This is a genomic window from Algihabitans albus (assembly GCF_003572205.1).
Classification (GTDB): domain Bacteria; phylum Pseudomonadota; class Alphaproteobacteria; order Kiloniellales; family DSM-21159; genus Algihabitans; species Algihabitans albus.
The window spans coordinates 797,699-817,429 of the sequence record NZ_QXNY01000004.1 but is presented as its reverse complement, the minus strand read 5'-3'; the positions used below and the strand labels follow the sequence as shown (position 1 = coordinate 817,429).

At 62.7% G+C, this 19,731-nt stretch carries 16 protein-coding genes; 6 read left to right on the top strand and 10 right to left on the bottom strand.

The window, feature by feature from the left end; translation table 11 throughout:
* Positions 1–3 precede the first annotated feature (3 nt).
* Complete coding sequence (locus tag DBZ32_RS13935) at positions 4–363, bottom strand: MmcQ/YjbR family DNA-binding protein (RefSeq protein WP_235830195.1); 360 nt, start codon at positions 361–363, stop codon at positions 4–6.
* A 524-nt stretch (positions 364–887) separates the two neighbouring features.
* Here DBZ32_RS13935 and DBZ32_RS13925 point away from each other — a divergent pair.
* Genes DBZ32_RS13925 through DBZ32_RS13910 form a run of 4 tightly spaced genes read left to right on the top strand, consistent with a single transcriptional unit; the run spans position 888 to position 5,427 of the window.
* Positions 888–2,744 (top strand): ABC transporter ATP-binding protein, encoded by a 1,857-nt coding sequence (locus DBZ32_RS13925; RefSeq protein WP_235830207.1) that lies wholly within the window; start codon positions 888–890, stop codon positions 2,742–2,744.
* The gene (locus tag DBZ32_RS13920; RefSeq protein WP_235830194.1) at positions 2,741–3,523 is read left to right on the top strand and encodes a lysophospholipid acyltransferase family protein; all 783 of its coding nucleotides are present in this window, start codon (positions 2,741–2,743) and stop codon (positions 3,521–3,523) included. The genes DBZ32_RS13925 and DBZ32_RS13920 overlap by 4 nt, the downstream gene beginning before the upstream one ends.
* Before the next feature lie 7 nt (positions 3,524–3,530).
* Positions 3,531–4,526, top strand: coding sequence for a tetraacyldisaccharide 4'-kinase (gene lpxK / locus DBZ32_RS13915; protein ID WP_119167708.1), 996 nt, complete (start codon positions 3,531–3,533; stop codon positions 4,524–4,526).
* Entirely contained in the window at positions 4,519–5,427 is a 909-nt protein-coding gene (locus DBZ32_RS13910; protein ID WP_162906754.1) for a lysophospholipid acyltransferase family protein, read from the top strand. The genes lpxK and DBZ32_RS13910 overlap by 8 nt, the downstream gene beginning before the upstream one ends.
* On the opposite strand, the gene DBZ32_RS13905 is transcribed toward DBZ32_RS13910, so the two are convergent.
* Positions 5,424–5,648, bottom strand: a complete 225-nt coding sequence (locus tag DBZ32_RS13905) for a DUF1150 family protein (RefSeq protein ID WP_119167706.1) — start codon at positions 5,646–5,648, stop codon at positions 5,424–5,426. The two genes, DBZ32_RS13910 and DBZ32_RS13905, sit on opposite strands and share 4 nt — an antisense overlap.
* A 120-nt stretch (positions 5,649–5,768) precedes the next feature.
* On the bottom strand, positions 5,769–6,275 hold the full coding sequence (locus tag DBZ32_RS13900) for an Hsp20 family protein (RefSeq protein ID WP_119167705.1): 507 nt from the start codon (positions 6,273–6,275) through the stop codon (positions 5,769–5,771).
* A 324-nt stretch (positions 6,276–6,599) separates the two neighbouring features.
* On the opposite strand from DBZ32_RS13900, the gene DBZ32_RS13895 reads away from it, so the two are divergent.
* Positions 6,600–7,250, top strand: a complete 651-nt coding sequence (locus DBZ32_RS13895) for a helix-turn-helix domain-containing protein (protein ID WP_119167704.1) — start codon at positions 6,600–6,602, stop codon at positions 7,248–7,250.
* Between the two features lie 34 nt (positions 7,251–7,284).
* Here DBZ32_RS13895 and hemN read toward each other — a convergent pair whose 3' ends face one another.
* The 7 genes from hemN to DBZ32_RS13860 form a co-directional block, all read right to left on the bottom strand.
* Positions 7,285–8,655, bottom strand: coding sequence for an oxygen-independent coproporphyrinogen III oxidase (gene hemN / locus DBZ32_RS13890; protein WP_235830193.1), 1,371 nt, complete (start codon positions 8,653–8,655; stop codon positions 7,285–7,287).
* Between the two features lie 55 nt (positions 8,656–8,710).
* Positions 8,711–9,790, bottom strand: a complete 1,080-nt coding sequence (arsB, locus tag DBZ32_RS13885; protein ID WP_119167703.1) for an ACR3 family arsenite efflux transporter — start codon at positions 9,788–9,790, stop codon at positions 8,711–8,713.
* Positions 9,791–9,814: 24 nt separating this feature from the next.
* Entirely contained in the window at positions 9,815–10,336 is a 522-nt protein-coding gene (locus DBZ32_RS13880) for an arsenate reductase ArsC (RefSeq protein ID WP_119167702.1), read from the bottom strand.
* The gene (locus tag DBZ32_RS13875; protein ID WP_119167701.1) at positions 10,333–10,692 is read right to left on the bottom strand and encodes an ArsR/SmtB family transcription factor; all 360 of its coding nucleotides are present in this window, start codon (positions 10,690–10,692) and stop codon (positions 10,333–10,335) included. The genes DBZ32_RS13880 and DBZ32_RS13875 overlap by 4 nt, the downstream gene beginning before the upstream one ends.
* Before the next feature lie 84 nt (positions 10,693–10,776).
* Positions 10,777–12,204, bottom strand: coding sequence for a hypothetical protein (locus tag DBZ32_RS13870; RefSeq protein WP_162906753.1), 1,428 nt, complete (start codon positions 12,202–12,204; stop codon positions 10,777–10,779).
* Positions 12,205–12,256: 52 nt separating this feature from the next.
* Complete coding sequence (locus DBZ32_RS13865) at positions 12,257–12,658, bottom strand: response regulator (protein WP_119167699.1); 402 nt, start codon at positions 12,656–12,658, stop codon at positions 12,257–12,259.
* 251 nt (positions 12,659–12,909) lie between these two features.
* Complete coding sequence (locus DBZ32_RS13860; protein WP_119167698.1) at positions 12,910–16,575, bottom strand: PAS domain S-box protein; 3,666 nt, start codon at positions 16,573–16,575, stop codon at positions 12,910–12,912.
* A gap of 720 nt (positions 16,576–17,295) precedes the next feature.
* Here DBZ32_RS13860 and egtB point away from each other — a divergent pair.
* Positions 17,296–19,593 (top strand): ergothioneine biosynthesis protein EgtB, encoded by a 2,298-nt coding sequence (gene egtB, locus DBZ32_RS22495; protein ID WP_119167697.1) that lies wholly within the window; start codon positions 17,296–17,298, stop codon positions 19,591–19,593.
* Positions 19,594–19,731 lie beyond the last annotated feature (138 nt).

The window sequence follows — 19,731 nt, the reverse complement described above, 5'->3', positions numbered from 1 at the left end:
CGCTCACGCCTCCAAGAGCCCCAGGTCTCGCTGCCTCTTCTTCGATAGGCCCAGCGAGACGAGGCGGTGAGAGTGGCGCAGATACTGCTTCAAGTCATCGTCCGACAGGCCCGGCTCCGCGTAGTGCTGGATCCAGGTCAGGCCGCGTGAGGCAAGATAAGGCGCCGGGCGCAGGCCCGGCTGATCCTTCAGAATTTCGAAGGAGAGCTCGGTCACCTTGAAGACGAAGCGGGCGTCTCCGTGGCTCCAGCCGCCAATGGCAAAGACCTTCCCGCCGACTTTCCAGACATCCGCGCCGCCCCACTGAACCACATGCGTCGTCGCCGGCAAGGCGCGGCAAAAAGCGTTGAATTCCTCGTACATCAAGGGACGGGCTCCTCAAGGCATCGCCGCGTCGAAGTTCGCTGCGGGCTTCCCGGCAACTGCCGGTGATCGAGACGATAAGCGATCCGCAGTCCTTCTCCAAAAAGCTTGTTTTCCTTGTGGATATATAGAACAATTCAGGAACATTTCTGACCGCAGACTGTCTTTCCTCGCACAGCATTCGTCTTCGCGCAGAGGGCTGCCACATGACCGACCTCGTCATCTACCTGCCGAGCATCCTGCTTGCCTACTCGGCCTTTCTGCTGGCAATCGCCAGCCCTGGGCCGAACATCCTGGCGGTCATCGGCGTCTTTCTGCGCGTTTGCCGGACTCAAGCTCCTGTCCAGCCGTACTTAAAACGCCGCAGCGCCTTAGACCTTCCTCACTGTCCGGGTATAAGAACGAATGTTAAGGTCGTGCCAGTACCCTTGTGTTGGCCCAGTATCCTTGCGTTGGCGGTGGGCAAAGGGCATTCCCCGTCCTAAGTTGCTGACGTAATTGTACCGGATAGCTTCTTGAGCAGAGTGTCCACATCGAGCGCCGCAGCCGCGGCTGCCGACAAGCGTCGTCTAAAGCTCGACGCGCAAACCTGGCCCCTGGCCCGACGGGTGCTTGCGGGCTACGTCAAGCCCTACCGGGGCACCATCGGGCTGGCTGTCGGCGCGATGGCCGTCATGGCGATCGCCACCGGCGCCATGCCGCAGCTGCTCGACCCCATCATCAACCGCATCCTGGTCGACGCCGAAGCCTCGCTGCTCTGGCCGATTGCCATCGCGGCCTTCGCCGTCTTCGCGGTCAAGGGGATCGCCACCTACGTCCAGGCCGTGCTGATGGCCAAGGTCGGACTGTCGATCGTTGCGGACCTGCAACGCGACCTCTTCCGCCGTGTCATGGCCAACGACCTGGCCTTCTTCACCGAGACGGCGCCGGGCGTTCTGGTCAGCCGCTTCATCCACGACATCGGCCTGATGCGCAACGCCGTGTCCAACACGGTCGTCGGCATCGGCCGCGATGTCCTGACGGCCTTGGCGCTGGGCATCGGAATGTTCTACCAGGACTGGGTCCTGGCGCTGCTGGCACTGGTGGTTCTGCCGCTCTGCGTCTGGCCGATCATTCGCCTCGGCCGCCGGATGCGCAAGATCAGTGGGTCGACCCAGCAGGAAACCGGACAGCTCGCGACCCTGTTGGACGAAAACTTCCAAGGCATCCGGCACGTGAAATCCTACGTAACGGAGCCCATGGAGGTCGAACGTGCGAAGCAGAGCATCGACGAGGTGCTGCGCCTACAGCTCAAGGGCGCGCAGGTGCGCAACCTCGCCAACCCCCTGATCGAGGTTTTCGGCGGTCTGGCGATCGTCGCCGTGATCGTCTACGGCGGCAGTCAGGTGATCGCCGGCACCTCGGACCCCGGGTCCTTCACCGCCTTCATCGCCGCGGCCCTGCTTGCCTACGAACCGCTCAAACGCTTGGCAAAACTGAATGCCAATCTGCAGGAAGGTCTGGCGGCAGCGGCGCGCATCTTCGATCTGATGGACCGCCAGCCGGAGGTGGTCAGCATCCCGGCGGCGCCCGTCCTGCAGGTCACGGAGGGCGAAGTCCGGCTGGAAGACGTCGACTTCAGTTATGCCGGCAGCGGCGGCGGCAGCGCCCTGCAAGCCGTCAGCCTGGAAGCCCCTGCCGGCCGGACGGTGGCGCTGGTCGGCCCCTCAGGCTCGGGCAAGACTTCGGTGCTGAACCTGATTCCGCGTTTCTACGATCCGACCTCTGGCCGCGTCACGATCGACGGGCAGGATCTGCGCAACGTCGATCTCGGCAGTCTGCGCCGGCAGGTCGCTTTGGTCAGCCAGGATATCATGCTCTTCGACGACAGTGTCCGGGCCAACATCGCCTACGGTCAAGAAACACCGGACCCCCAGGAGGTCGAACGGGCGGCCCGTCACGCCGGCGCGCACGATTTCATCCTGGCGCTGCCGCAAGGCTACGACACCCAGGTCGGACCGCGTGGCGTCAAACTGTCCGGCGGTCAGCGTCAACGCATCGCGATCGCCCGCGCGATGCTGAAGAACGCGCCGATCCTGCTGCTCGACGAAGCCACCAGCGCGCTCGACACCGAGAGCGAGCGCCACGTTCAGCAGGCACTCAGCGAATTGATGACGGGACGCACGACCATCGTGATCGCGCACCGCCTCTCGACGGTGATCGACGCAGACGTCATCTATGTCCTCGAGGCCGGTCGCGTGGTGGAGCGTGGCACCCATGCGGAGCTGCTGGCCGCGGAAGGCGCCTATGCCAAGCTCTACCATCTGCAGTTCGCGGAAACCGATTCCGACAGCCTGACCCCGGAGCGCGCGGGAGATATCTCGCAGGCGGTGGCGGAATGAGCTGGCTGAAACGCGTGGGCAAATGGTCGATGACCCGGCGTCTGGCAGCGCGCACGGCCGGCTTCTACTTGAAACTGGTTCACCGCACGACCCGCTGGCGACAGGAGGTTCCGGAAGAGACCCAAGCCCTGCTGGAGGCGGAAGGCCCCTTCATCGCCGCTTTCTGGCACGGCCGGATGATCATGATGCGCGCGGCCTGGCCAGGGCGGCCTCGGGACTTCCACATGCTGATTTCCGAACATGCCGACGGTCAATTGATCGCCAGGGGCATGCAGCATCTCGGCTTCTCGACGATTTCCGGCTCGAGTCGCCGGGGTGGGCTGACGGCCCTGCGAGAGATGGGCCGGAGACTGCGGAACGGCTCGGCCGTCGGCATCACTCCGGACGGACCGAAAGGCCCGCGCATGCGGGCCAAGGCCGGCGCCATCTCGGCAGCACGCCGCGCCGGCGTCCCAATCCTGCCGATCAGCGGGGCCGCCAGCCGGACCCGGCTGCTCGGGACCTGGGACCGCTTCTGCCTGGTACTCCCCTTCGGTCGGGGCCTGCTGCTTTGGGGCACCCCGATCTCGGTCCCCGCCGACGCGGACCAAGCCGCCCTAGAGGATGCCCGCCTGCAACTGGAAGCGCAGCTCAACGGCCTGACCGCCGAAGCGGACCGGCGGGTCGGACGGCCCAAGGTGGAGCCCGCCGCGGTTCAACCCGCACCGCACGAGTTGAAGCGAGCCGCCAAACTGTCCGGGCCGATTGTCGGGTCGCCGGGCGCCCGTAAATCGGCCTGAAAGCGGCATGCGCGCGCCGGCGTTCTGGCAGGGAGCGAACCTGCTTTCCGATATCCTGATGCCGCTGGGCGACCTCTATGCTGCCGGCGGTTGGCTGCGCCAGCGACTGGCCGCCCCTAAACGCGTCGGCGTGCCCGTCATCTGCATCGGCAATCTCGTGGCGGGCGGCGCCGGCAAGACGCCGACGGTGCTGGCCGTTCTAGCAAAACTGCGCGCGCGAGGACTGCGCCCGGCGGCCTTGCTGCGCGGCTACGGCGGTCGGCTCACCGGACCGATTCAGGTCGATCCCGGCGTGCACAACACCGGCACCGTCGGCGACGAAGCCCTGCTGCTGGCCCGCGCAGCGCCGACCTGGGTCGCACGCGACCGCGCCGCCGGCGCCAGGGCGGCAGCCGATCATGCCGACGTGATCGTCATGGACGACGGCTTCCAGAATCCGAGCTTGGCGAAGGACCTATCGCTTCTGGTTGTGGACGGCGCCAGCGGCTTCGGCAACGGGCGGCTGATCCCCGCCGGCCCCTTGCGCGAACCGGTCGCGCGTGGCCTGGCCCGAGCCGACGCGCTCGTCCTGGTCGGGCGTGACCGCCAGGATACCGCGCGGCGCGCGGCCGGCAAGCCGGTCCTGCGGGCCAGCCTGCAGGCCCACGGCGGCGGCGGCCTCAAGGGCCGCCGCCTGATCGCCTTCGCCGGGATCGGCCGGCCGGCGAAGTTCTTCGAAACACTGCAGGACCTGGAAGCGGACCTGATCGGCACCGCCGAGTTCGCCGATCATCACCCTTACACATCAGGCGATCTCGCACCTCTCGTGGCCAAGGCCGAAAGGGCCGGCGCCAGTCTGATCACCACGGAAAAGGACGCCCTGCGCCTCCCGCAGGCGCTCTCTGCCGCAATCGAGGTCCTGCCGGTCGAGCTGGTCTTCGCACGGCCTACCGCGCTCGACGGGCTCCTGGATGAGCTATTCGGCGGCTTGCGCGGCAAGGCCGGAGCATCGGCAGATGGCTAAGCCCGTCAGCTTCGCTAAGAAACTGCGGTGGCGTCTCGAAGTGATCGGCCTCCGCTGCATCATGTCCCTCTTCGCAGCGCTTCCGCTCGACCGGGCTTCGGCGCTCGGCGGCTGGCTGCTGCGGAGGTTCGGGCCCGGGCTACCGGTCCAGCGAGTGGGACGGACGAATCTCGAGCTGGCCCTGCCGAACCTGAGCGCAGACGACCGGAACCGCGTGCTGGCGGAAATGTGGGAGAACCTCGGTCGGACGGCCGGCGAGTATCCCCACCTGAAGGAGATCGTCGACGAAGCCAGCCAACGCGTGGTGCTGGACTTGCATCCCGCCTTCGACGCGCACCGCGCCACCGGCCGGGCCATGATCGTCGCCTCGGCGCACTTCGCGAACTGGGAGGTGATGCATCTGGCGGCCGGCATAGCCGGTCTCGACGTCGTGACGGTCGTGCGTCACCCCAACAACCCGCTTGTCCGCGACCGGCTGGAGGCCTGGCGCTCGGTCACTGGCGGCGCGCGCGTTCCGAAGGGACGGGAGGGCGCGCGCGCGGCCGTGGCGGCCCTGAAGGCCGGCAAGATGCTGGCGATCCTGGCGGATCAGCGGATGAGCGAGGGGATCGATGCCGAGTTCTTCGGTCTACCGGCCATGACACCGGCGGGGCCGGCCCAACTGGCGCTGCGGACCGGCTGCCCGCTGTTCCCCGCGAAGTTGGAGCGTCAGCAGGGTGTCCGCTTCCGTTTGACCATAGACGCGCCAATCCCGGTACCGGAGGGACTGGATCGGGTTGACGCGACCGTCGCCATGACTCAGGCCCTCAACGACAGGCTGGAGGCCTGGATCCGCGAGAAGCCCGGGGATTGGCTTTGGCTGCACCGCCGCTGGCCGAGCGCCTTCTACGAAAAACTTTAATGGACGCTGAGCGGGGTCAGGCCTTGTTGAAGCAGCGCAGCAAAGGCGCTGTCCCGGCTGGGAAGACTGCCCATGACCTGGCCATTGGCCGCATGCACCACGAAGACGATCTGACCTTCGGAGGTTATGGCCGGCTTGACGTAAGCCAAGTCGTCGACGCCGAACGCCTGCAGGTCCTGCTGGCTGAATCCGCGTACAGACTCTAGGTTGATTTGAACCATTTGATGCACCTTTCTCACGTGTACGGTGACCCGATTGCTTCGGCCTCACCGGTTGTCCGTGCCCGCGCCGGTTCCTGCGGTTCTTCGATTCTGACACCGCAAGCCTAGCCCGGAATTACTTTACTGGTCGTTTCCAGTCGGCCCGCTTTTCGACTGCGCCGCCTTCGCCTCGACCGTTTTCGGCGCCTGACTCTCGAGCGTTTTCGGCGCTGCATCGCCGAAAGTCCGGATCTTCACCGTTTTCACGGCGGGTTCGCAGAGGGGTCTTTTGAGGTCGATGTGCAGAAGCCCCCGATCCAAAGTCGCGCCTTCGACCTCAATCCCGTCAGCAAGCATGAAACTGCGTTGAAACTGGCGAGCGGCAATACCGCGATGGAGAAAACGACGCTCTTCTTCATCGCTTTGCTTGCCGCGCACCGTCAGCTGATTGTTCTCGATCTGTATCGAAAGGTCGTCTTCGCCGAAACCCGCCACGGCCAGCGTAATACGCAGGCGTTCGTCCGACAGGTCTTCGACGTTGTAAGGCGGATAGCCGTCGCCGCTGGTCTTGGCAATCCGGTCCAAAGTCCGCTCCAACTGGTCGAACCCCAGGAGCAGCGGAGAGTTGAACATAGAAGCTCTGGTCATCGATCTACAGGTCCCTGGCCTGCCGGCCCTCGCCTTTTGCGACAACGGGCTCGGAAACTGGAACAGCCGCGTCGGCCTCGCGTTCTGGAGCACCGATGCGGCGGCAGCCCGACTGATGGCGCCGCCTGCACAAAGATGTAAGAAAGCGAAGCCGCGAATCAACGTTCGGCGCTTTTCCGGCCGCTGAAGCCGAAACGCCGTAAAGGTGGTGTACTGCTTGACATTTGCGCGCCAAAGCATCGTTATTGCAGCAGAATTGCTGGAAAGCGATCCTTACGTCCCCGCTCTCCTTTATCGAAGTCAGGAAACCGGAGCGGCTTCTGCATGATCGACTGGGCCCGCGAGATTCGACGCCACCGCGAGTCCGCCGGTCTTCTGCAGGGCGAACTCGCGGAAGACCTGGGCGTGACCCAGGCGACGGTGTCGCGCTGGGAGAGCCGCCGGCAAAGACCGGATCTCGCAAGCCAAAGGCGTCTTCGCCGTCTGATTTGGAGCAGCGTCCTCAGTAGCGACGCCCTGTTGCTGCATACGGTCACACAATCGCCGGCGAGCAGTTCCCTTTGCGACCGCCAGGGCCGTCTGCTGGCGGCGTCGCACGGCATCGTCGCGTCCTTCGGGTTTCGTCTTTCACCGGGAGAGAGGCTGGAGTTCGATATGGAACAGGTCTCGCCAAGCGGCTACCGCATGTTCCAAGTAGCCCGCGAGGCCGGCCTCTTCGACGGCGAGATCGCCTCCTTTGCGTTCCGCGGCGTCGTGCAGGCCCGCAACCAACCGCTGGTCTGCGACGAGATCTGGTATCCGGTGCAGTTGAATGACGGCGAGGTGCTGATGCGGGCCGATGTCCAGCTACGCGAAGCCGAAAGCGAGGGCGAACTCAGGGCTCTTGCGTCGATGCCGACGCCCGCGATCACCGCCATGGACGATCTGAAACGGCCCGGTACCGGCATCGATGACAGCCTCGGCGACCGCGTCTGAAGCGGAGTTACCGCCACTTTAGAACGGCGTAGCCTTAGACCGCGACGCTGTGGCGGTCCTGTGCCGGGTTCAGATAGGCATCGAACAGAGCGGCCACGCAGCGCACGAAAGGCCGGCCAAGCTCGGTGACCGCAACCTCTTGGCCAGCCATGGCGACAAGACCGTCGGCCTCCATCTCGGCCAGCTCCGGGGCCAGCGCCTTCGCCAGATCGTCCGGCAGCTGCACGACCAAGTCGCACATCAAACGCTCGATCAAGGCGGCGCGGCGCTTGTCCTCCGCGCTGAGCGCCACGCCCTTGGCGGTCGCGAGGCCGTCCGCGTCCACAGCCTCGCCGTAGACATGCAGCGGCGTCGCGTTCTGAACCAACCCCTGAGGAAGCTGGCCGATAGCCGAAGCGCCCAGGCCGATCAAAGCCTCGGCTCGGTCGGCGGTATAGCCCTGGAAGTTTCGGCGAAGACGCCCCTCGGTCTGGCACCGGGCCATGGCATCGTCCGGCAGGGCGAAGTGGTCCAGACCGATGCGCAGATATCCGGCGGCGACAAGCCGCTCGGCCGCCGCCTCGGCCATCTCGAAGCGCTCGGACGCGCCAGGCAGCGCCTCCTCCGGAATCAACCGCATATGTTTCTTCATCTGCGGCACATGCGCGTAGCCGAAGAGCGCGAAACGGGCCGGCTGCAGCGCGATCATCGCCTCGACACTGCGCAGGAGACGCGCGGTATCCTGGTAGGGCAGACCGTAAACCAGGTCGACATTGAGAGCTCTTACGCCGGCGGTGCGCAACCGCGCGATCGCGTCGCGGGTGCAGTCGAGCGGCTGGACGCGGTTGATCGCGCGCTGGACCTGGGGATCGATGTCCTGCACACCCAGGCTGGCCCGGGTCACACCGATCTCGGCCATCGCCGCGACCTGATCGTCGCGCAGGTCGCGGGGATCGATCTCCACCGCGAACTCGGCATCGTCGGTCAGGGGGAAAGCGGTTCGCAAGGCCGCCCCCAAATCGCGCATGTGCTCGGCCGTCAGCAGGGTCGGCGAGCCACCGCCCCAATGCAGGTGACTGCAGGCACGCCGGGCCGGCAGGCGCTCGGAAACCAGTGCGATCTCGCGCAACAGCTTTGGCAGGTAGACGGCAACCGGCTCGTAGCGCTGCACGATCTTGGTGTTGCAGCCGCAGAACCAGCAGAGCGTGTCGCAGAAGGGAATATGTGCGTAAACCGAAAGCTCTACGCCCTCCGGCAGTTCGCCGAGCCAGCCGCCGTAGGTCTCGCCCCCGACACCCTCATGGAAGTGCGGCGCCGTTGGATAGCTGGTGTAGCGCGGCACCATCCGTGCGTACTTCTCAGCCAGCGCCTGCGGTGACTGACGGGATCGGGCGGCCCGGCCCGGAGAGGCGATCATTTGATCCATGCCGTAAGGGTCGCGCCACCGGCAGCGGCGCGCGTTGATGTGCCTCAAACCAGATCTAGCTGCTCGGGAAGGCTCCTCGGGTCCGGTTCGCAAAGGCGACCAGGGAGAGCATCACCGGCACCTCCACCAACACCCCGACCACCGTCGCCAAGGCGGCGCCCGAGTTCAGACCGAACAGGCCGATGGCCACCGCCACCGCCAGCTCGAAGAAGTTGGACGTTCCGATCAGGGCACAGGGCGCCGCCACCTTGAAGGGCACGCGCCAAGCCCAGGCCGCGGCGTAGGCGAGGAAAAAGATACCGTAGGATTGGAGCAGCAGCGGCACCGCGATCAGAGCGATCACCAGGGGCTGCGTCAGGATCGTCTCGCCCTGAAAGCCGAAAAGCAGTACCACGGTGGCGAGCAGACCCAAGACCGAAACCGGCTTTATCGCGGCGGTGAAACGCGCAACGGCCGCTTCGGCCGACTCGCCGCGCCGAGCGTGCGTCAGCAGCCAACGGCGGGTGATCGCTCCGGCGATCAGTGGCACTACCACATAGAGCCCAACCGAGAGCAGCAGCGTGTTCCAGGGCACGGCGATGTCCGTGACGCCAAGCAGCAGCGCAACCAACGGTGCGAAGGCGAAGATCATGATCACGTCGTTCACCGAGACCTGCACGAGCGTGTAGGTCGGATCGCCCCGAGTGAGCTGAGACCAGACGAAGACCATTGCCGTGCAGGGCGCCGCGCCCAACAGAATCAATCCGGCGATGTACTGCTGCGCGTCGGCCGGGGCGATCAGGTCGGCGAAGACTACCTCGAAGAACAGCACGCCCAGCCCGGCCATGGTGAAAGGCTTGATCAGCCAGTTGACGACGACGGTGATCGCCAGCCCCTTGGGCCGGTCGCCGACATGGCGCAAGCTGGCGAAGTCGACGTTGACCATCATGGGGTAAACCATCGCCCAGATCAGCAGGGCCACCGGCAAGTTGACCGATGCAACCTCCCAGCCTGCCAAGGTCGCGAAGATCCCAGGCACCAGATTGCCGAGCAGCAGGCCGGCGCCGATGCAAAGGGCGACCCAGACGCTCAGCCACTTCTCGAAGGCGCCGATGCCGCCAGGCATAGCGGCGGCGGTGGTGCTTTCGGCCGGCATAATGGAAGTCCCCGAAGCGAGAGGTCAGGCGCGCTGCTTGTGAGCGACGACGTTGGCCGTGCCGATCTCGTCCAAGCGTCGTTGAAGACTGAGTTTGTCGAGAGAGGTCATCGGCAGATTCACGAAAATCCCGATTCGCTGCTCCAGCATGCGCAGCGTCTCAAGGAAGGCATAGCGCTTCTCGGCTTCCGACCCGGTTGCGGCCGCCGGATCGGGCAGGCCCCAGTGGGCCGTCATCGGCTGGCCCGGCCAAATCGGGCAGACCTCTTCCGCTGCCCGATCGCAGACGGTGAAGACGAAATCCATCTTGGGCCCGTTAGCCCGATCGAAGACATCCCAGGATTTCGAGGTCAGTCCGGAAATCGGATAGTTCTGACGGCCCAGCAGATCGATCGCATAGGGGTGAACCGCGCCCTTGGGCTGACTGCCGGCGCTGTAGCCGACAAAACCGCCGGATCCGGTGCGATTGAGAATCGCCTCCGCCAAAATGCTGCGTGCCGAGTTTCCGGTGCAAAGGAACAGGACATTCTTGGCGTGACGCGTCACGACGCTTCCCTCCTTTCCGCCGCGGCGTCGGCGGCATCCGCGAGAGAGGGTTCCGGGCTGCAGATCTCGGGGTGGCCGTTGCAGCAGTCCTGCATCAGGAAATCGAGCAGCCGGCGCATGCCCTCGTAGTGAGTCGCGTAGAAGATCTGCCGGCTTTCCCGACGGGAGAGCAGCAATCCCGCGCGCTCCAACTCGCGCAAATGAAACGACAGCGTGGCGGGCGGGACCCCAACCGCCTGCGCGATCTCGCCGGCCGGTCGGCCCTCGGGGCCGGCCTGGACCAGCAACCGGAAGACCTTCAGCCGGGTTTCCTGAGCCAGAGCGGCCAGAGCCTCGATGGCATCCTTATTCTTCATATTTTTAAATTAGTCAAAATTTCAAGTTACAGCAAGCTCTCGTGACCCTGCAGTGTGCGTCGGTGTGAAGCGCTCCCGCTCAGCTCACCTGTTACGCCGTGCAAAGAGAAGATGGCCCGGCTCGAAACTGCGCAGGTGATCGATAAACTCCACCTTTGCATGGATCGCCTGTCCGCTAATGAAGCCGAAGTTGGCGCAGAAAGCATTGGTCGCAAGACTCCGCGACGGCACCCCGTGAAGGAATGTCTCGATCCGCAACCCCTTCATCTTCTTCGCGAAGACATCGATGCGAGTCATCATCTCCGCCTCATCATCGAGCGACTCGTCCAGCTTCTGCCCCAAGGCATCGATGCCGGTGTACTCCAAATCGGCTAGATACGGAGTCCTGAGGTCGGCGCGCCAGTAGATACTACGACCGAAAGGCTTCAGACTGCGTACGATGGCCTGTACGCGGATCGGCGTCACGTCGGAGGGTGCCGAGACCACCTCGAAAGTGAGAAACGATCTCCAGGACTCCGGAATGATTTCGCAGAAAGCGAGATATTCCTGTCGAATTCTACCCGACGCGAGGGTTTCAAAGTGCACCGGGCAAATGACCGGAAATCTCTTACTCGCGATCTCCAGTCGCTCGAAATTGCAGGCGAGATCATGCAGAAAAGAGAAATCGAACTCGAGCGTCTCTGACGGATCTTGGTGACCTTCCTGATCGACACCGGGCGAACCAGACATGCGTTCTGGCAGAAAGGCAAGAAGCGCCTGACTCCTGACATCCCAGACCGGCCAGTATTGGAATTGGGCGTTCCAGGCCTCCAGGACGCTTGAGCCGAGCCTAGAGACCCTACCGTCCGGCTGCTGATCCGCCTTACAGGGAACAATCGCCTCGGATGCTTCGAGATCGGCAGCGGTAGAGGCAGTCACCGCCTCGAGACGACGATCGGCGGCACTCTCGACCAGAGCCGATACGGCGCCGAAGTCGAACTCGCCGCGGCCGACGAGATGCCGCTCGACATCCATGACAAACCTGTCGACGCTGATGAAGGGTCCAACCTCGTCGTAGTTCTGAATCCGGGCTTCGATCTCCTTGGCGATCAAGGCCGCCTTGGCGCGGGCTTCGTGCCCTGAGGACTCGGGAAAAATCACCAGAAAACGATGATTTCCTAGATCTTTATAGCGGTCGCCCTCCGTCAAACGGGTACGAAAGACCGTCTCCGCCGCCTCCTGCACGCGAGCCTCGAAGTGTGCGTAGCGCTCACCCAAACTCTCACGCAAATCGGTAAATCCGCTGACCACCAATTGACCGGCGCCAACGACCGGCTGACCCTCCAGTTGGCTCTCGCGATCGTCGAGAGCGGACTTGCTCCAGGAGAGCCTCGCGCTTCCGCTCCCACTCGCGTCTGCGACGGGAAGTTCGGGAAGCTCGATTGGCGGGTTGATCCGTCGAAGGATCGTCGGCGATCTCCGAAAAGCAGTCTTGAGCGCGCCGCTGACCTGCTGGCTAGGTTCGAGTCTCATCGATCGGTTCTTGGCGCGCACGTCCGTCATGGCTGCTTCTTCACCTCAACCGTTAGCCAGCGGCGCTCGACAGCGAGCTGTTCACGAGAGTCGGAAGCAATGCGTTTACGCAAGCCTCCAGCTCGTGGAAATTGATCGGCTTCTGCAAAACACGGTTGGCTCCAAGCCGCTCGGCAAAGCCGAGAAACGTCAGATCGCCGCTGACTCCACCTCCGGATATTGCGATCAGGGGCAGATCGGGGTTCGCCGATCTGATTTCATGAATCGTCTCCGTCCCCTCTTTGTTGGGCATCAGAATGTCGGTGATCACCAGCGCCGGTCCCTCCACGGCGAGAAGTGCGATCCCCTTGCTGCCATCCTCCGCCTCAAGCACGGTGCAGCCGATATCCTCCAGCATCTCGCGCAAAGTTGCGCGAACCAGATCGTCGTCTTCGATCAAAAGAACTTTGGTCATAACCGGTCTCCGGAGATTGAATGCTTCTTGATGCAATCACTAAGAGAATCGACGTTTCTCTCCATGAGAGAAACCGGGGGCGAAGGAAGGCCTGCTGCACTCCAGGCCTTCGAAACCAGGATCCGACAACCTGCAACCAACCGATCAGCCGCCGGGGACAGAGGCTGTTTCGACAACAGTTCGAAGTCGACCGAGACCGATGAACCACAGGGACGGGTGGAGCGGGGGCTACTCATACTCACTTTCATGTCTCAACTGTCCCGCAGAGTAACGGCTGGGACCAGCGACTCCCGCGAACCTGCCATCTGCTCCCTAAAGGCCTGTCGGATCTTGATTGCCAGATCCTCACGGCGATAAGGCTTGGTCACGAGATTCTCGGTGGCTTTCACCTCGCCTTCGCGGAGCACCGCCGCCTCGGCGTATCCTGTCGCGTAGAGGACCGGGAGACTGGGACGTAAACGGCGTGCCGCCTTAGCCACCTGCGTCCCGTCCATGCCGCCCGGCATCACGATGTCCGTGAAGAGAAGATCGATCCCTTCATCTTCGTTTAGAATCGCAAGCGCCTGGCGTCCATCCTCGGCCTCGCGCACGCTGTACCCGAGATCTTCGAGAAGACCGACCGCGACTTCCCGTACGTCGGCCTGATCTTCGACAACGAGCACGGTCTCGCGACCACCTTCGATGTCCACCTCCAATTCCTCCGACGTCGCGAAATTGCAGCGACTGCGATCGGCAACGGGAAGGTAGAGACGAATCGTCGTGCCGCGGTTCAGCTCGCTGTAGACCCTGACATGCCCCCCTGTCTGCTTGATGAAACCGTAGACCATGCTCAGACCGAGCCCACTTCCCTTACCGACATCCTTGGTCGTGAAGAAGGGCTCGAAAACCTTGTCGATCTTGTCGGCGGCTATGCCGCAACCGCTATCCGTCACGGACAGCATGACATAGTCGCCGGCCTCCACCTCATGCTCTCGGGCCGCATCGTCCTCGTCGAGATAGATACTGGCGGTCTCAATGGTCAGACGTCCGCCGTCGGGCATGGCGTCTCGTGCGTTGACGGCCAGATTAAGAATGGCAGACTCGAGCTGGCTGGGATCGGTTTGGACGCAGGAAATTCGGGCACCTAGGCGGCAGTCCAGAGCGATCGACTCGCCCAGGGTGCGGGTCAGCATGTCACTGAGGCCCTCGACCAGGGGATTGGGATCGATGACCTCGGTCTCCAGTTTCTGGCGCCGCGAAAATGCGAGCAGACGCCGATTCAACTCGGCACCTCGGTCGACGGCCTTGACGGCCGCGGCGATTCGCCTGGCTGCCTTCTCGTCGCTTTTCAGAGAACGTTCGAGAAGCTGCAGATTACCCAGGACGACGCCGAGCAGGTTATTGAAGTCGTGCGCCAAGCCGCCAGTCAACTGCCCGACCGTCTCCATCTTCTGGGATTGCGCCAACTGGCGTTCGACGATCCGACGCTCGGTGATATCGTTCAGGGCTGCCATCGATCGCGTGGGCCGCCCCGCCTCGTCGTATTCCGCAACCGCCGACAGGAGGATGTCGAGGATCTCTCCGGACTTCGTGACGAACTGATACTCGACGTTCTTGCAAAAGCCATCCCGGAAGAATTGCGGCATGCTCTGCTCAGCTGCATCGCGCACGGATTCCGGAGTCATGAACTCCCGTGCCTTGCGGCCGATGACCTCTTCCTTGCTGTAACCCAACCTTTCCAGCCACAAGTCGCTGACGCTCAAGAGGTGCCCCTCGGCATCGATGGAGTGGAGCATCACGGGTGTCTTGGTATAGAGAGAGCGGAAACGCTCTTCGCTCGCGCGAAGCCTTTGCTCGGCAAGTTTCTCGGCCGTGATGTCGGTAGACGCGACGAAGACGAAGCGTTCGCCGGTATCCGCGTCGGTATAAGGCACCTTGTCAGTCCGCATCCAGCGACACTGGCCGCCTTGCGGCGGAAGTTCTTCGATGATGCCGAGCTTAGGCTCACCGGAGCGAATCACCTCCAGATCGTCTTCGTGATACTTACGCGCCATATCGGGAAACAGGTCGAAGGCATCCGCACCCTCGACCTCATCGACCGTCAAGCCGATCGATCGCGCGGCCGGCTCGTTGACCCGTAGGATGCGGTTCTTGTCATCCTTGTAGAAGATGCGAACGGGCACGTTATCGAGAATCAGCGCCAACTGCCGCTGCTCCGATATCAGCTTCGTCGCGACACGCTTCTGTTCCGTTATGTCGATCGCAATTGCGATCACCCCTTGAACGGCTCCGGCGTCATCGAAGTCGGGCACGTAGAGACATTGAATCTCCCGTGTCACACCATCTGGGTAACTGACGGTCGCCTCAAAGGTCGACTTAACGCCATAGCGTGCACGTTCCAGATAGGGCCGCAAGCGCGCGAAATTATCGACTCCCAGAACGTCGGCAGCGTTAAGACCCGCTATGTCCTTCTGAGAACAGCCGTACCATGCAGCACCGGTACGATTGATGAAACGGTACCTGAGGTGGTTGTCCGTATAGGTGATCAGGAAGGGCAGGTTATTCGTAATGATCCGGAGGTGAGCTTCGCGTTGGCGAACCTCTTCCAAGGCTGTCTCGAATGACCTCTCGGCCTCGCGTTGCGCGGTGACATCGTGCATGGAGGCAACCGCGCCCAGTTTGACACCTGTATCGTCGTACAAAGGCGCGCTCCGGCAGACGACACGCCTTTGCGGAAGATCGGACGGCGCGATGACGACTTCCTGATTTTCGACGTTTTCGCCTTGAAACGCTCTGAACAGGGGAGTTTGCTCCATGGCAAGCGGCGTCTCGCCATCCGCGTCGAGCAGACGATAGGTGTCGACCCAGTCTTCCGGCAGCAGCGGTTTCATGTCCAGGCCGGCGATCCGGCAGGCCGAGGCATTGAACAAAGTCAGGCGGCCTTCGGAATCACAAGCAACGATGCCATCCTGAACACTCTCCAGAACGGCTTCCAGGAACCTCTGATTCTGCTGAAGCGTCGCCTCCATTTCTTTCCGTTGCGTAATGATTTCCTTGAAGACGATCAGGCCGCCGATCTCTCCGTGACGGTTCTTCCAAGGCCGCATCTGCCGTCTGACCCATTGGAAGCCGCCTCCTGGTTTCGGAAACTTTTCTTCATCGACATCGACCGCCTCACCTTTCAGACACCGCGTGTACTGTTCGTGCCATCCTGGTGGAATATGAGACGTGACCTCGTCATGGGGTCGGCCGATTAGCGATCCGGAGTCGAGCTCGAAGGCTTCGCACCAGCTGCGGCTGACCGCCAGGTAACACATGTCGGTGTCGAAGACCGCGACGGAGACAGGTGCGTACTCGAAGAACAACTCGAGTTGATGCTCGGCGATGGCGAGACTGTTTTCGACCTGGGCGCGCGCTTCGACTTCACGCAGGACGTCACCCGCCGTGTAGCGCGTGTCGATGTGATCTACGACCATCACGGCCAGATCCTGGAGAGCGGCCTTGTCGTCCTCGGAGAAATCGCCGCGTGGCTCGGTGTCGACCAGACACAGGGCGCCGAGCGCATGTCCTTGCGGATTGATCAGTGGCGCACCGGCGTAGAAGCGAATCTGCAGGTCGCCCGTTACGAGAGGATTTTCGGCGAAGCGACAATCTTGCCGCGCGTCGGGAATGACGAAGACATCCTCCTGGAGAATTGTATGGCCGCAGAAGGCCACGTCACGCCCGGTTTCCTTCGCGTCCAGTCCGCAAATCGATTGAAACCACTGTCGGTCCTGATCGACCAGCGAGATCATCGCGATCGGCATTTTGAACTGCTTCGCCGCGAAGCGAACGATCCTGTCGAGCATCGGATCTGGCGCCGTATCGAGAATCGCGTAGCGACGCAGCGCTGCCAGTCGCTCGATCTCTGTCGGCGGTAAGGGTGCAGGTACGGTCATAGCCGAGCCGATCGGTTGATCGACGCCGTACAAGCCGGCGCCCAGTAGGGCTATGAAGTAATACAATGTCGGATAATTTTAAGTTAACACCTCGAGACACGTTAATATACGTACTATTCGACCTTAGATAGCAACCATGAGAATTATAAAAAATATCTGCGCACGAATATATTCGATGCTTTTACTTTCGTATAGCGCGTCGTCATGGAGAGACATACACCCATAAATCAACTGTAAGCAGGGTCAAAAACGCCCGCGGTTCAAAACGACCAGCGGGCAACAACGAAGCGCGCTTCGACCGCAAAATCCCGGCCGGACGATCCTCGAGCTTTCGCCGCCGTGTGACTTTTTTTCTGTCCGCGACCCGTGAGGCATTGAACCGAGCCAGCCTTTCGATAGTTTAACGATAGGCACCGCAAAAACGGACCAGCGAGGCGGGTGGCATGCGGACCGAAGCTTTGGGCCTGGACTCTCAGGCCACAAAATCCCCACGGCAAGATCCCTGGCCACGAGAGACCTCGCCCCCAAATGCTTGGCCAAGAGCCGGGACATTTGAACTCGCCCCTCGATATCGGATCGTAGCTGCCCAGGACGCTACCGCCTGAGAGTGCATTACGACGGAGACCTGCCGATTGAGGAGTCGATCGCTCCGATAGATCAGGCCCCTCCGCCCCATCCGCTTATCCCCTGACTTGAATGCTTGAACGGAAGTGTGACGTCATGGACCATCGTCCCTATCCCCCGCAGGACCCTCCCGAGCAGGCGGACACTGCGCGCGCGCCGGAAGTGGAACGCCGCCTCGATCAGTTCAGCGCGGTGCGCCGGCGAACCCTGGACCTTTCCGAGCCGCTAAGCGCCGAGGATCAGTGCATCCAGTCCATGCCCGATGTCAGCCCGACCAAATGGCACTTGGCGCACACGACTTGGTTCTTCGAGGAGTTCATCCTCAAGGCCTTTTCCGACGACTACGAAGTGTTCAATCCGAAGTTCGGGTTCCTCTTCAACTCCTATTACGAGCAAGTCGGTCCACGCCATGAGCGCCCCAAGCGTGGCCTCCTGTCCCGCCCCTCCCTCTCCGAAGTTCTCGCCTACCGAGCGCATGTCGAAGATGCGCTCAAGCAGGTCCTGGCCGGCCACGACGACACGAATGCGGGGCCTTGGACGCTGCTGGAACTCGGTTGCCATCACGAACAGCAGCATCAGGAACTGCTGCTGACCGACATCAAGCATGTCCTCTCGTGCAATCCGCTGAAGCCCGCCTATCAGCCACCGCGGCCAAGAGACGCAAGCCGGACCCGCACCTGGGATTGGATCGAACACGCGGGGGGACTGGTCGAAATCGGGCACGGCGCCGACGACTTCGCTTTCGATTGCGAGGGTCCCCGCCACAGAATTTGGCTGGAGCCCTTCAAGCTGGCGAGCCGGCCGGTCACCAACGGCGAGTTCCTGGCCTTCATGCAAGACGGCGGCTACACACGTCCGGAGCTGTGGCTCGCCGATGGTTGGGCGGCCTGCAAGGCGCATGGCTGGCAGGCTCCCCTCTACTGGAGTCGCACCGAGACCGACGACTGGCGAATCTTCACGCTCGCCGGTCTACGCCCCCTCGACCCCGACGCGCCGGTCTGTCATGTCAGTTTTTTCGAGGCCGACGCCTACGCCTCCTGGGCCGGAAAACGCCTTCCGACCGAGGCGGAATGGGAGGTCGTCGCCACACCGCTGACACCAGCCGGCAACTTCGCAGGGTCTCGCGAATACCATCCTGTCCCGGCTCGTGGGGACGGACTCCGGCAGATCTATGGCGACGTTTGGGAGTGGACCGCCAACGCCTACCGTCCCTATCCCAGCTTCAAAGCCGCCGAGGGCGCGGTCGGCGAATACAACGGCAAGTTCATGTCGGGCCAGATGGTCCTGCGTGGCGGCTCTTGCGTCACGCCGGAGGGACATGTGCGGCCGACCTACCGCAACTTCTTCTATCCAGCCGATCGTTGGCAGTTCACCGGCATCCGCCTAGCCGACGACTGCGCACAGCGCAGCGTGGAGCTTCCCCCGCTGACGGAGACCGAGGAACCGCAGGAGACGCCCGCCGACCCCTCGACCCTCGCGTTTCTCAATGACGTGGTCGTGGGGCTATCGGATACGCCGAAGAGCCTGCCGGCCAAATGGTTCTACGACGAGACGGGCGCCGAACTGTTCGAGGCGATCTGCGATCTGCCCGAATACTATCCAGCGCGGACGGAAACCGGGATCCTGGAGACAGTCGCACCCGCCATCGCCGAGGCGCTCGGGCTGCGGCCGGTTCTGGTGGAGTACGGCTCCGGCGCGATGTCCAAGGTCAGACGGTTGCTCGACTGCCTGCAAGACCCTCACGCGTTCGTCGCCATCGATATCTCCGAAGAGCAGCTCGAGCAGTCCGCGCAGAGCCTGGAAGCCGCCTATCCGAGCCTCCGCGTTCACACGATCGCCAAGGACTTCACGAAGCCGATCCGTCTCCCCGCCTGGTTGGGCGAGGCGGGACGGCGTTGCGCCTTCTTTCCGGGTTCGACCATCGGCAATTTCGATCCTTTGGAAGCCCGGCTCTTGCTGGAGCGCATACGCGAAGCGGTCGGCAGCGGCGGCGCTCTCGTCATCGGCGTCGATCTGAAGAAGGATAAGGCGCGACTGGAAGCGGCCTACGACGACAGCGCCGGCGTCACCGGTCGATTCAACAAGAATATCCTCGTCCGCATCGAACGAGAACTCGGCGGCGATCTGGACCTCGACGCCTTCGAGCATCTGGCTCTGTTCAACGAAGCGGCGGGCCGCATCGAAATGCATCTGCGCAGTCGGAACCGCCAGACCGTGACAGTCGCGGGGCACAAGTTCCATTTCGAACCCGGGGAGACCATTCACACCGAGAATTCCCACAAGTTCACGGTTCCTGAATTCCAAGCCCTTGCGAAGGACGCCGGCTTCAGCGCCGTAAAGGCCTGGACGGATGCGGAGAACCTCTTCTCGGTACATCTGTTCGACGCGGACTAACTCTAGGGGTCGGAGGCAAGCCAAGCTCGAATAAGCAAAATGAAATTGGGATAGGAGTGACTCACGAAATCGACGATCGAAGGCACGCTAATCCTTGGCTTCGGCGGGCACAGATCGTATTATGGCTAATGTTGGTTT